This is a genomic window from Myceligenerans indicum (genome assembly GCF_016742955.1).
Classification (GTDB): Bacteria; Actinomycetota; Actinomycetes; order Actinomycetales; family Cellulomonadaceae; genus Myceligenerans; species Myceligenerans indicum.
In genome coordinates this window covers 39,131-50,952 of the sequence record NZ_JABBYC010000015.1, presented here as the reverse complement: position 1 = coordinate 50,952, position 11,822 = coordinate 39,131, and the positions used below count along the sequence as shown (strand labels likewise).

Annotated in this window: 13 protein-coding genes; 5 read left to right on the top strand and 8 right to left on the bottom strand. The window is 69.6% G+C overall.

From position 1 onward, the window contains the following. Positions 1 to 37: 37 nt before the first annotated feature. A complete protein-coding gene (locus HGK34_RS10660) occupies positions 38 to 247 on the bottom strand; it encodes a heavy-metal-associated domain-containing protein (protein WP_201846991.1) in 210 nt (69 codons plus the stop codon). 245 nt (positions 248 to 492) lie between these two features. Here HGK34_RS10660 and HGK34_RS10655 point away from each other — a divergent pair, with 245 nt between their 5' ends. Then, the gene (locus tag HGK34_RS10655) at positions 493 to 894 is read left to right on the top strand and encodes a hypothetical protein (RefSeq protein WP_201846989.1); all 402 of its coding nucleotides are present in this window, start codon (positions 493 to 495) and stop codon (positions 892 to 894) included. Continuing rightward, positions 891 to 2,579, top strand: coding sequence for a hypothetical protein (locus HGK34_RS10650; protein ID WP_201846987.1), 1,689 nt, complete (start codon positions 891 to 893; stop codon positions 2,577 to 2,579). Before HGK34_RS10655 ends, HGK34_RS10650 begins: the two co-directional genes overlap by 4 nt. Here the strand turns inward: HGK34_RS10650 and HGK34_RS10645 are convergent. The 6 genes from HGK34_RS10645 to HGK34_RS10620 all read right to left on the bottom strand — a co-directional run bounded on the left by HGK34_RS10645 (position 2,565) and on the right by HGK34_RS10620 (position 8,830). Next, positions 2,565 to 3,050 carry a hypothetical protein gene (locus HGK34_RS10645; protein WP_201846985.1) on the bottom strand — a complete coding sequence of 162 codons (486 nt, stop codon included), beginning with the start codon at positions 3,048 to 3,050 and terminating at the stop codon, positions 2,565 to 2,567. The two genes, HGK34_RS10650 and HGK34_RS10645, sit on opposite strands and share 15 nt — an antisense overlap. A 205-nt stretch (positions 3,051 to 3,255) precedes the next feature. After that, complete coding sequence (locus tag HGK34_RS10640; RefSeq protein WP_201846983.1) at positions 3,256 to 3,645, bottom strand: hypothetical protein; 390 nt, start codon at positions 3,643 to 3,645, stop codon at positions 3,256 to 3,258. Between the two features lie 179 nt (positions 3,646 to 3,824). Continuing rightward, positions 3,825 to 4,604 (bottom strand): hypothetical protein, encoded by a 780-nt coding sequence (locus HGK34_RS10635; protein WP_201846981.1) that lies wholly within the window; start codon positions 4,602 to 4,604, stop codon positions 3,825 to 3,827. A gap of 84 nt (positions 4,605 to 4,688) precedes the next feature. Then, positions 4,689 to 5,897 carry a hypothetical protein gene (locus tag HGK34_RS10630; protein WP_201846979.1) on the bottom strand — a complete coding sequence of 403 codons (1,209 nt, stop codon included), beginning with the start codon at positions 5,895 to 5,897 and terminating at the stop codon, positions 4,689 to 4,691. A gap of 209 nt (positions 5,898 to 6,106) precedes the next feature. Beyond that, positions 6,107 to 7,951 carry a Na+/H+ antiporter NhaA gene (nhaA, locus tag HGK34_RS10625; RefSeq protein WP_201846978.1) on the bottom strand — a complete coding sequence of 615 codons (1,845 nt, stop codon included), beginning with the start codon at positions 7,949 to 7,951 and terminating at the stop codon, positions 6,107 to 6,109. 72 nt (positions 7,952 to 8,023) lie between these two features. Further along, positions 8,024 to 8,830, bottom strand: a complete 807-nt coding sequence (locus HGK34_RS10620) for a carbonic anhydrase (protein WP_201846976.1) — start codon at positions 8,828 to 8,830, stop codon at positions 8,024 to 8,026. Positions 8,831 to 8,998: 168 nt separating this feature from the next. Between HGK34_RS10620 and HGK34_RS10615 the strand changes: the two genes are divergently transcribed. After that, entirely contained in the window at positions 8,999 to 9,286 is a 288-nt protein-coding gene (locus tag HGK34_RS10615) for a hypothetical protein (protein ID WP_201846974.1), read from the top strand. Between the two features lie 179 nt (positions 9,287 to 9,465). Further along, positions 9,466 to 9,930 carry a hypothetical protein gene (locus HGK34_RS10610; RefSeq protein WP_201846972.1) on the top strand — a complete coding sequence of 155 codons (465 nt, stop codon included), beginning with the start codon at positions 9,466 to 9,468 and terminating at the stop codon, positions 9,928 to 9,930. A gap of 40 nt (positions 9,931 to 9,970) precedes the next feature. On the opposite strand, the gene HGK34_RS10605 is transcribed toward HGK34_RS10610, so the two are convergent. Then, positions 9,971 to 10,750, bottom strand: a complete 780-nt coding sequence (locus HGK34_RS10605) for a GH25 family lysozyme (RefSeq protein WP_244666615.1) — start codon at positions 10,748 to 10,750, stop codon at positions 9,971 to 9,973. Positions 10,751 to 11,154: 404 nt separating this feature from the next. On the opposite strand from HGK34_RS10605, the gene HGK34_RS23535 reads away from it, so the two are divergent. Beyond that, a complete protein-coding gene (locus tag HGK34_RS23535) occupies positions 11,155 to 11,790 on the top strand; it encodes a C40 family peptidase (RefSeq protein WP_201846971.1) in 636 nt (211 codons plus the stop codon). The last annotated feature ends 32 nt before the right edge of the window (positions 11,791 to 11,822 follow it).

Genomic DNA, 11,822 nt, shown 5'->3' with positions numbered 1-11,822 from the left:
CTTCCCGTCGCTGTCCCGGTGTGCCGGCGTGCGTCCATCAGATGCGCACCGCCGAGTAGCCCGCCTCGTCCACCGCTGCCAGGACCTTGGCCTCGTCCACCGCGTCCGAACCGGTGACGACGAGCTTCCCGGTCTCGGCGCTGACCTCGATCGCCGAGACGCCCGGCACCTCGCCGACCTCCTCACGCACGGACATCTCGCAGTGACCGCACGTCATGCCGGTGACCTGGAACTCGCTCGTGTTCATGGCACATCCTCTCGTTAATACCCCCAGGGGGTAACCGTTCGCCGTGAACGTTATACCCCTATGAGGTATTCCGCAAGGAGCGGTGGCAGCACCGGGCGAGCGCGTGTCGGCCGCCTGGCCACCGCTGCAGGTGCGGGCTGGGAGCGCAGACGAGGGCCGCACCACGCCGGCCCGTCACACTCCAGAGAAATAAGCACATTTCGACCGTTGATGACCTAGGCTCGACGCGCCAACCGAGAGGAATCATGGAGATCATCCGGAAGTACGGCCTCGATCAGGTCGGGAGCCTCGACGAGGCCTGCGCGCGCGTCCAGGAGCTGCGCGGACGGCCTCTGAGCGTCGTCGACGGAGACCTCGGCCCAGGCCTCTCCGGGATGTGGCTCGGCTACGGGAACCGCGACCGCATCGTCGTCAGCTCCGTCCATGCCATGACCAGACTTCATCGACAGCACATCCTCGCGCACGAACTCATGCACATCGTGGAGGCCCTCGACGATCCGGCTCAGGAGCGCCACGAGGGGCGCCGTGAAGGCTACGACGACCCGACGGAGCAGCGCGTCGAGTTGCTGGCCAGCCACCTGATGATGGCCCTGGCCCGGGTCGGCGGGGCCGGTGACCGGCTCATCGCCCTGGAAACGTATCGATGAGCACGGACCTGATGGCCTGGGTCGCCGTTGCCCTGTTCCTCGGCGCGACGACGTGGACCGCGGCGCGCGCTCGCACCTGGTCGGATGCACCTCTGCCACTGGGGTTGGCCTGCGTCACGGTGGCGTCCACCCTCCGCGCACCCGTCGTGGTCGGCGCCCTGCGCACGGTAACCGGGTCCCCGGTCGACGAGGTCGCCAAGCACGTGATGCTCGTGGTGGGATGCATACTCGTCCAGGCCTGGGTCGCGCAGACACTGGCCGGAAAGACCCCACGGATCCGCCACCTCTCAGGGGCGTCCACCGGCACCGCTCTGCTGATGGTGACGACCTTCCTGCTCAGCGGACCGTGGGTCGCGGCGGATCTCGACGCCCAGACACAGGGGAAGCCACTCATGGTGGTCTACTGGGCAGTGTTCTACGGGTCGTTCGTCTGCGCCACCAGCCTCTTCGCCTACTCAGCGCTGCGGTCCCGCTCTCGGCGGACCTGGCGCCTTCGATGGGGCATGGACCTCGCCGCGGCGGGCGCGGGTACGGCTGTCGCCTGGGCCGCTGTCAGCTTCCTGTCGCTCCTGCACCAACTCCTCGGCACTGACCAGCCCCAGCTGGTGCCCGGCATTCAGACGCGCTACCTGATCATCGCGTCGAGCGTGCTCGTGACCGTCGGCATCATCGGCCATCTGGCCTCGGCGGCGATCGTTGCTCACCGGCATCGCCCTGACCTGGCTTACCTGCACCAGTACGTCACCACTGCCGTCTCCGCGACCGTTCCGCCCCCGATGCGCGACGGAGCGGTGAACAGCTATCACCGGACGATCCAGGTTCTCGATGGAATCGGGGTTCTTGCCCACTACTCCACGCCCGCGGACCGGGCCGAGGTCCGGGCACGGATACCCACCTGCGCACCTGAGGTTCTCATCGCACACGACCTGCGGATGTCTCGGGAGCGGCTGGAGAACGGCGAGGCCCGAAGCTCACAACCCGCCGACTGGGCCAGAACCTTGGCGGACGACTTCGCCCTGCGGCGGCTCGGACGCGCTCTTCGAGCCATCTCCGACGGCTCCGCGGTGGTACACCACAGCACCGATGGCTCGCCGGACGGCTCCCGCGCCGAACCACGGTGGGCCAGGGCGGTGACCGAGGTGTTCGCCCCCGGCTACACCGTGGCCGGCGTCGTGCTGACGATCGGCCTTCTCTCTGCCCGCCTCCCGGAGGCCTGGTGGCAGGTGCCGTTGCTCGTCCTGCTGGCAGCTGGGCTGCCCTATGTCTTCATCCATGCCCTCGCCCGGCTCGGCATCTGGGAGTCCCGGCATGTCCGCCCGCGAGCACAACGAGTTGTCGCGCTCGCGGGGTTGCTCGTCATCGAGGCCGGCGCGCTGTTCGTCATGACCATCGTCGACGCCCCGCCCCTGATGCTTCGCCTGCTCGCGGCGTGCCTCACCGGAGTACTGGCGCTCGCACTGGTGACGCCGGTGGTGCGCGCCAGCATCCATGTCGGGGTGTTCTCCGTGACGGCCGGGATCGCGGCGACGGAGGCGTGGCCCCTCGCAGCAGCACTCGTGGCACTCGGAATGCTGGTGGGTGCCGCTCGCCTCGCCGTCCGGGAACACACGCCGATCGAGGTCGTCGCGGCTCTGGTGGTGGGATTCTCCGCAGGTCTCGCCGCGGCCCGTCTACTTGCCTCGTGACCCGTCCCCCGCACCCTCCGGGCGGATCGGCGGGAGGTTCTCCACCTCGCGGAACCTGTCCAGGAGGCGTGCGATGGCATCGATGTTCTCGTCCGACAGGCCGACGGCCCGCGTCGCGACGGACCGCACGCCGTGCTCCTCGAGCAGATCATCGAGTTCGGCCCTCCTCCGGTCGACGTCGAGGAAGGTGGACGACTCGACGCCGAAGTAGGCGCTGATCCCTTCGATGACCTTCAGCGACGGGGACGTCGCGCGACCGGACCGGAGCTGACTGAAGTACGCGTCCTTGATCGGATATCCGTGATCGCTCATCCAGCGCACCACCTCGCGGTTGGTGAGACGCTCACCCCGCCGCTCGGCCGCGGCGAAGAGCTCGTTGAGACGCGACCGGAAGAGCTCACCGAGGCGCTGACCGGGCGTCACCAGGTCAGGCGTGCGCTCGGGATCGTCGTCGGCCCGTTGGGTGTTCATCTGCCCTCCGATCTCCCGTCAGTGGCAGCCGTGGTGGTCCCGCACGGCCTCCACACGATCCGCACTGCGCCTGTCATCCACAGGACCAGGGACATCTTCCCAGAAGCCGCGTCCTTCGACCTACCTGCCCGTCTCGCCCACTCCGGTGCGGATGCGATGCAGTCGTCACAAGCCCGGCTGCTCGGGGCGAGAACGGGCGCGAGGATCAGTCTCCGTCGGCCGGGACGACGGCCGATCGGGTCGGGCGCAGAGCCAACGTCGTGCCTGCTGCGGCCGCGACGAGCGCCGACCCCGTGATGGGCCACGACTCGAGGAGGGCACCAGACCCTGCCACGCCTACCAGAAGAACTGCCACGTAGCCGAGCGGGCCTGCCAGGCCGATCACCACCGCTAGCGGACGGGGTATGCCGACACGCCGAGCGAGCCGGATCCCGGCCCAGACGAGCCCGCCGACCGCCAACACCACCAGCACCGCGGCCGCGAGATCACCGGCTGCTCCACCCAGGGATGCGGCGACCGCCCAGATCGCCACTGCCGCGACCAGCATCACGAGAACTCCGGCCAGCAGGATCGCGCACGCCACGAGCCACTTCATCATTCACTCCGATCGTCGGGACGTTCAGGACGCACCTGCTCGGCCGGGACACCGGTCCCGGTCGAGCAGGTCACGCTGCTCCAGCTGCTGCCGCGCGAGCCCGATCCGCAGGACCAGGCCGGCGAACTAGGATCGAAGGACTCCCGGTTCGGCATCTAGACCATGTCGAACCGGGAGCCTCACAACACCTTGTAGGTGGTGGTGTACCCGCTGTTCTTGATGTTGACCGGATACACCCCCGATCCTCCGTTGACATCCAGGCTGATGCCCGCGGCACTGTAGCGGTAGGCACGCCAGACCAGTTCCGAGCAGTTGACCTTCTCCGCCCCGTTCTTCTTGTTGAACGCGAAGTTCAGGTCGTAGGGCTTGCCCCGGTACTTCGAGTAGGCCCGGTCACCCGCGGACTTCCGCTCCGAGTAGACGCGCTTCACGTGCTGCTTGTAGGTGTTGTCACAGACCTTCAGCGAGGTCGCGCTGACGGAGCGGCTGTTCCGGTTCGGTCCGGGAGCCTCGACGACGGTGCCGGTCCGGTAGTAGATACCGGAGTGACCGTGCTGGACACCCGCCGTGCTGGCAGGGGAGTAGAACACGTCCCCGGTCTGGGTCGCGTTGCCGATGACTCGCTTGGTGCCGCAGCTGTCGGAATCGCCGCTCAGTGCCATGACACCGCTCCCGGACCCGGCGTCCCGTCGGGTCTCCGCGAGCGAGTCCTGCGCCTCGGCGATCGCTGCCTCGAGCACGTCCTCGACGGGCTCGCCGTTCGACCGCGCCACGTTCTCGAGCTCGTGGGTGAACTCCAGTCGAGCCTCGTCGGTGATCGACTCATAGCTGGTGAGCCTCATGAGCTCCTCGACCTGTGCGGCCGTGTCCGCCGAGGGAGCCTCGACCGCTCCCGCAGGGCCGACGACCATGGCGACGCCGAACACGGCACCGCCGATCGCTCCGATCATCCTTCTCATGGCTTCCTTTCCTGGCGGCGCGCAGTCCGTCCGCACGCCCGTCTGCCGGCATCGGTTGCGAGCAGAAGTTTTGGGGGTCGGCGGTCACGGCGTCCGTCCGGCACGAAGCATCTCGGGAGCGATGGCAGCGCCACGGATCACCAGATCTCCCCGGGTCCCGTCGGTCACCCCGCTGATCCTGGTGACGACCTCCGGCTCACCCCCGTCCAGCCGGTATCGGGACAGGACAAGATCAGCACCGGGCTCGCCGGGGATGTCCAGCACGTAGAGCCAGTCGCGCCCGAGGAACGCGCGGAACTCACGGATCCCGTCTGCGAAGCTTTCGGTCGAGAGCAGCTCCTCGGTCCTCCCGGTCCTCGTATCGGACCTCCGTAGGACCCCGTCCGCGCCGAGCCAGACCAGGCCGCCCTCCCGCACCCATCCGGACCGGTACTCGGACCAGGCGACCTCGTCAGGGGTCAGTGCGAGGTCGGCCCCCGGGCCCGTCCGCAGCGGACGCTCCGCGAGCTCTCCGGTCGTCGTGTCCCACGCGAAGAGCGTGACACCGATCCGGGAATCCGCATCTGTGCCTTCCGGCGTGCCGTCGGGCCAGTCAGGCATCAGATAGAAGAGCTCGTCCTCGGCACAAGGGGCGTCGTCGCGGTAGGGAACGGCCCCAGCGTTGTTGACAGATCCGACCACGCGCTGCTCGCCCGGCCAGACCTGGTACAGCATCACGTCGCCCCAGCCCTCGCCCAGGCCGGTCGACTCGTGCCCGGCGCGGAAGCGCCCGGTCGCCTCGGCCACGGCGAACACGGCATCGTCGCAGACACCGACCACGGTGAGGTCGCCCTCCCGATCGACCTTCGCCGTCTTCCCGTCGCGCACCTCGACGAGTTCGGTCACGTAGCTTCCGTCGGCCATCGACTCACCGTCGACCAGCCCCAGGTTGTAGAGCCCGATCACGGAATCCTCGACGTCGATCATTCCGTGCTGGTAGTTCGCCTTCGGGCTCGAGGTCTGGCTCAGGCCGCCCGCGTCCAGCAGATAGTCGGCGTCCTCGTCCGCGAAGTGCAGGCCCTCGCTGTTCCAGACGAAGCCTGCCACGTCCATCCCGGACGTCTCGATCGCACGCGACGCCCCGTCGGGGTCGACGAGCAGCACGTAGCCGGTGCTGTCGTCGGTCCACTCCATCGACTGCGGGCTGAGATACACGGCCAGGACGGCGTCGTCCAGCGCGACGGTCGACGTGTCCTCACCGTCGAACGCTCCTCCCGCGCACCCCGCGAGCACCAGCATCGCGACGGCCGTCACAACGCTCCGCGTTCCTTGCCGACTCCCGGACACGTTGCCCACCCTCCACTGTCCGCCGACGTCACCCCAGCGCCCTGTCCCTCGACGACCGGGGACAACGTGCCGGTGGCAGGGGCAGCACGGGTGCCCCACACGACCCCTGGAGGCTAATCAGATTTCGCTCACATCACAAGAGGGTCGAGACTATTTGCTGTGACCAAAAATGCTGATCACGACCGCCGTCGGGCGGCTGCCTCGGGCAGTGACTCCTCCAGGCCCTCGATGAGGGTCCGGGCATCGTGGGAACCCTGGTTCCGGATGCCGTTGAGAAAGAAGGTCGGGGTCCCCTGAGCACCACTCGCCCGGGCGCTGTCGGCGTGGGCCCGCACCAGCTCGGCCAGGGACTCGTCGGCCATGTCCGCGTCGAACGCGGCCAGGTCCAGTCCGAGATCGACCGCGTAGCCGCGCAGGTCGTCGAGCTCGAGCCGGGCCTGGTTGGCGAAGAGCACGTCGTGCATCTCCCAGAAGGCTCCCTGCCGGTGCGCGGCCTCGGCCGCGAGCGCCGCGACGAACGCCTGGGGATGGACGTCCTCCAGGGGAAGGTGTCGCACGACGTACCGGATCTGGTCGCCGAAGTGGTCGGCGAGGTCCTTCCCCATCCCGGTGGCGCGCGCGCAGAAGGGGCACTGGAAGTCGAGGTATTCGACGACGGTGTACGGGGCACCGGGAGCGCCGCGCAGGTGGTCCTTCTCGACGTCGACGTCAGGGGTGAGGGTGACGGGCAGGTCGGCGCTCTGCTCGCCGAAGCGCACCCGGGCGATGCGGAAGGCCAGTGCTCCGACGGTCGTGGCGAGGATCATGGCGACGAGCACGCCGATGGTGGCGGCCTGCGCGTCGGTCTCGTCGGCGAAGGCGAGGTCGGCGATGAGGAGGGAGACGGTGAATCCGATGCCGGACAGGGCCGCGCCTCCGATGATGCTGCCGGGCCCGACGCCGTCGGGCAGTCTGCCGAGGCCTGCTCGTACGGCGGCCCAGGTCCCGAGGGTGATGCCGGCGAGCTTGCCGGCGACGAGTCCGGCGACGACACCCCACAGCACGGCGGAGCCGAACGCTTCGCCGAGCACGCCGCCGCGCAGGTCGATCCCGGCGTTGGCGAAGGCGAACACGGGGACGACGGCGAGCGACACCGGTGTGCGCAGCTGTTCGTGGAGCCGGTGGTTGACGGAGATGGAGCGGGCGAGTCCGAGGCCGACGTCGCGTGCGACTCCGGCGTTGGGTGACTGCCAGTAGGAGCGGAAGAGGTACTTGGCGCGGACCACGTCCTCCCGTTCGGGGGTGGCGGCAGGGACCAGGAGTCCGGCGAGCATGCCGGCGAGCGAGGGGTGCACTCCGGCCTGGACGGTCGCGCCCCAGAGCACGACGACGACCAGGACGTAGGGAGTGCTGCGCCATTCCCTGGCGCGGCCGAGCAGCCACAGCGCGAGCAGGCAGGCGACGGCGACGGCCAGGGGCATGATCCGGACGTTGTCGGAGTAGACGGTGCCGATGACCGTGACGGCGATGAAGTCGTCGACGACCGAGAGGGTGAGGAGGAAGATGCGCAGCTGGTTGGACATCGCGGGGCCGACGAGGGCCAGGACGCCGAGCAGGAACGCCGTGTCGGTGCCGATGACGACGCCCCAGCCGCCGGGGGCGGTGCGACCGGCGATCCCGAGGTAGATCGCGGCGGGTGCGAGAACTCCGAAGGTTCCGGCGACGAGCGGCACGAGTCGGCGACTGCGTTGCCGGAGCGCGCCGACCGCGAGTTCCTGACGCACCTCGAGCCCGACGACGAAGAAGAACAGGACCATCAGGCCGTCGTTCACCCAGTCGTGGAGGTCCATGTCGAAGCGCAGGTCTCCGGCGTCGACGTTGACCGGAAGTTCCCACAGCCGGGTGTAGGCATCGGAGAAGGGTGAGTTCGCCCAGGCCAGTGCGACGACGACCACGCCGACGAGCAGGAGTGCGCTCCCGACCTCGCTGCGCAGCCAGTCGATGGCGCGACGGGTCGCGCGCGGCCTCTGCTCGTCGTTCATAGAGCGAGAGTAGGAGATCGGGCGGTGGGACGCCGTCGTCGTCCCGCGGCCGGCCGGTGCCGGCCGTCCAGGTCAGTCCGCGACGAACTCGAGGGTGGTGCCGTCGATCTCTCGGTCGCCGAGCGGAAGCGTGGGGCGTGCGTTCGGGTTCTCGGCGCCGGTCAGGACGGCGAGTTGCGCGGGCGAGAGCGTGATCTGCTGCTCGAGCACGAGCCAGTCCACCTCCTCCGTGCACGGCGGCGTGGTCAGGCTGCCCCCGTAGGAGTAGGCGGAGGACTCCTCCGGGAGGATGCGAGGGAGGTCGAGGTCCGCGGTGGTCTCCTTGCCGGCGTCCACGGCGTCGAGGAAGGGCCGCAGGGCGGGGGTCGCGTCGCCTTCCTGTGCCATCAGGCCGACGACGAGCACGTCTCCGTCCTGGTTCTGGTGCACGAGGTGGAACTCGGCATCGGCAGGTTCGCCGTCGACGGTGTGTTCCGACGGCGTATGGAAGTGCACCTGGACCAGGTCGTACCGCTCGCCGTCGTGGGCGAGGCCGGTGCCGTCTCCGGCGGCGCCGATCGTGAGCTGGAAGGTGTGGCCGGTGTCCGCGATCACGCCCGAGGCAGCCGCCACCTCGATCCGTGTCGTGCCGTCCGCGGCCGGCACCGCGGCCGGCAGGTCGACAGGGGACTGGTGGGAGCCGTCGGCGCACAGTGCATAGTCTTCGGAGAGCTCGCCCCAGTGCGCGGGCGCGTCGACGCCGTCGCCGTATGCCCAGTGGGCCGCGGGCTCCTCCACCGGATCCGGCAGGGCCTGCGTCGGGTCGGTGCCGCAGCCCGTCAGCGCGAGGGCGGTGAGCGGGAGGAATGCCGGGACGAGCGTGCGCGGGCGGACGGGCATGGGACTCCGTTCTCGAGGTGTGCCGGTGGCCGCACCGGGGCGGACCTCCTCGCCGGCGGCACGGCACGGTGCCGCGCCAGTATCACCCGGCACCGGTCCGTGGGGCGCGCCGAGGCACGGGTTTCGCGAACTGCTGTGACATCCGGGCGGGCCGCGCGTCTGAGGTGCATGACGACACACCTGATGGATTCCGCCTCCTGGGCCGCACACCGCCGCGCCGTCGTCCACACGGTCGGGCGGCGCGTGCCTTTCGTCGATCCCGAGGCCGCCGCGAGCCGTGGGCTGGCAGCGCTCTGCGCGCGCATCGTGGCCGACGGTGCCGTGGACCGCCCCGCGGACGTCTGGTGCGAGGCGGCGGTCGATGCCGCGCTGGCCATGCTTCGGGAGACGATCCTCGCCGCGTCGCGCCAGGTGGACAAGGCCACGGACGACGACATGCCCGGCGCGGACGCGTGACGGCCGAGCCGGAGGTAGCGTCGCGACGGGAGCACTACCCGCGCGGACCCCCGGTTGCGTCCAACGCAGGATCGCGACACCGTCCGCGCCGACGGCGCGTCTCCGGGCGATCGGCGGCGCTGCTTGGTAGACCCCCTGTCAACGGGCAACACGGAATGCGCGAGAACAGGAACGAACCCATGACGACCGCCCCAGAGCTGTCATTGGCCGGCACCGACGTCCCTGCGGGGCTCCGCTTCGAGGTACCGCTGGATCCACGCCCGATCGTCATCGAGAAGAGCCCTGCACTGCAGCCGGTACTCGCGCGGGCGAGCGCCGGCGGGTTCTTCGAGAAGGCGCGCGAAGGGCGCCGCGTCGGAGAGGCACGCAACAGCCTGCACCGTGCCGCGATCGCCTACGCGATGTCTGCGCGCCCGGTCGAGCGTGACGACCTCGCGTCTATGCTCACGGGAGCCGCGGAGCGGTGGTCCGGCACGCTGGCCGGCACGGGCCGGCGTGTGCCGCAGCCCGCCCCGGACCCGCGCCTGACCACGTCGCTCGCGCTGCTCGAACGCATCGCGACAGTGACGGAGAACGTGGTCCGGACCCGCCGCACCACACTCCTCAAGCCCCTCCTCGCGGACATCCGGGACGTGCTCCCCTGAGAGCCGCGGACCGCGACGGCCCTGCCGTCGGCAACTGACGCTACTCGCCCGCATCCGCTCTGAGCTGCGCGAGCGTACCGTCGATGACGTTCATGTCGACGTACGGTTCCGCACCCGCGTCCTGTCCGACGCCGTCGAGCGTGTCGCGATGTGAGTACTGCCAGATCGTCCACGCCCGCCCGTCGGGGAGACGCGGCGGCAGGGCGACCGCCCGGATCCACACCGGGTTACGCCGGTAGCTTCCCGCGAGGTAGGCGTCGTACGCCTCACGCGTGGTGTAGATGACCGGCGGCTGCCCGTAGTGGTCCTCGAGCGCCGTGAGCAGCGGGTCCAGGATCGCTCGGACCTCGCCCGCCGGCGGCAGGTTCCCGGTGAACGGGCCGTACGGCTCCAGGTCGACGACGAGCGGCAGGGCGTCCGGGGCCGAGGGCACCGTGCCGACGACGTTCGCCGCCTGGTCCTCTCCCGAGCTCTCGAAGCTCAAGAAGTGGTAGGCACCGACCGCGAGTCCTGCCTCCCGTGCGCGGACCCAGTTCTCGGTGAACAGTTCGTCGGTGTGCGCCGAGCCTTCCGTGGCCTTCACGTAGGCGAAGTCGATGTCCTGCGCGGCGACCCGGTCCCAGTCGATGTCTCCGTTGTGGTGCGAGACGTCGATCCCGTGGACGTCGTAGCGAGCGGCGAACAGGCGGTTGGGCCAGAGCACGCCCTGGGCGACCAGCATCGCCAGGACGGCGGCAAGGACTGCGGCGGCTCCTGGTACGACAAACCTTGAATGTCGGATACGGGTCAGGGAACGCCTCATCTTGGCTGTCCGGTTCATCTCAGAAATGTAGGCCGCGACACGCCGACAGACCGGTGCCGAACCGAAACTTCTCGCGCTCACCGCCGCGCGACTCGCGCGAAATGCCCGACCCGACCTGCGTGTCGAGCACCGTCGAAAAGTTCCAGACCCGACCTTGTCAAGTTATTCCGTGTCACCACATCCCTGGTCGAGACAAGCACGATTTCTTCACCTAGCGTCGACTCGTTGCGTCATAGGACGACGTAGCCACGGGTAGCCGCGGACCAGTGGTACGCGGTGCCCGGAGACCCTAGGTGCGATTCGGAGAACCAGTGGTGAGTACCAACGTCAGGTGCGGTCGACACCGCGCCGACCACGCTCCCAACACCCCGCTTACTGCACTGTCGAAGACCGCGGCCGACGCAGCCCGCAAGGGAGCGCTCGTGGCCGCGACATCGGGGATCATCGCGACGACGCTGTCCAGCACGGCAGCCGCCGCTCCAGAGGGCAACGCCCACCACGAGCGCGTCACCGGGCTCGATCTCGACGCCCTGAACGCCGCGCACGCCCCGGCGGACACGTCACCGGCGGTGAGGGTGGCACCGGATGCCCGCCTCGACCTCACGGCTGCCGTGGTCAAGGTGAAGCCGGCACCGGAGCCAGAACCGGCACCGGCGCCGCGGCCCGCGGCACAGCCCGCCGCACAGCCCGCCGCGGCGGCGCCGGCCCCTGCCCGGAACAGCTCGATCGGCGCGCGAGCCGTGTCGATCGCCATGCAGTTCGTCGGCACGCCCTACGTCTACGGAGGCGAGTCCCCCGGCGGTTTCGACTGCTCCGGACTCGTCAAGTACGCCTTCGCCCAGGTCGGCGTGGCGCTCCCGCACTCGTCGTCGGCGCTGCGCGGCGCGGGCACGGTCGTGTCGGCGTCGGCCGCACGGCCGGGGGACCTCGTCTGGACGCCCGGGCACATCGCCATCTATGCCGGCGACGGCATGGTGGTCGAAGCGGTCAGCTACAGCACCCCGCTGAGCTACCGCTCGATGTGGCAGTCCAACCCGACCTTCATCCGGGTCGTCTGATCCGGAACCTGCCGGCCTTCGCGCCGGGACGG

Coding starts and splice junctions, on each gene's coding strand:
- HGK34_RS10615 (WP_201846974.1), top strand. CDS start 8,999: ATGACGACACACCTGATGGATTCCGCCTCCTGGGCCGCACACCGCCGC.
- HGK34_RS10635 (WP_201846981.1), bottom strand. CDS start 4,604: ATGAGAAGGATGATCGGAGCGATCGGCGGTGCCGTGTTCGGCGTCGCC.
- HGK34_RS10620 (WP_201846976.1), bottom strand. CDS start 8,830: ATGCCCGTCCGCCCGCGCACGCTCGTCCCGGCATTCCTCCCGCTCACC.
- HGK34_RS10660 (WP_201846991.1), bottom strand. CDS start 247: ATGAACACGAGCGAGTTCCAGGTCACCGGCATGACGTGCGGTCACTGC.
- HGK34_RS10610 (WP_201846972.1), top strand. CDS start 9,466: ATGACGACCGCCCCAGAGCTGTCATTGGCCGGCACCGACGTCCCTGCG.
- HGK34_RS10645 (WP_201846985.1), bottom strand. CDS start 3,050: ATGAACACCCAACGGGCCGACGACGATCCCGAGCGCACGCCTGACCTG.
- HGK34_RS10605 (WP_244666615.1), bottom strand. CDS start 10,750: ATGAACCGGACAGCCAAGATGAGGCGTTCCCTGACCCGTATCCGACAT.
- HGK34_RS10640 (WP_201846983.1), bottom strand. CDS start 3,645: ATGAAGTGGCTCGTGGCGTGCGCGATCCTGCTGGCCGGAGTTCTCGTG.
- HGK34_RS10650 (WP_201846987.1), top strand. CDS start 891: ATGAGCACGGACCTGATGGCCTGGGTCGCCGTTGCCCTGTTCCTCGGC.
- HGK34_RS10655 (WP_201846989.1), top strand. CDS start 493: ATGGAGATCATCCGGAAGTACGGCCTCGATCAGGTCGGGAGCCTCGAC.
- nhaA (WP_201846978.1), bottom strand. CDS start 7,951: ATGAACGACGAGCAGAGGCCGCGCGCGACCCGTCGCGCCATCGACTGG.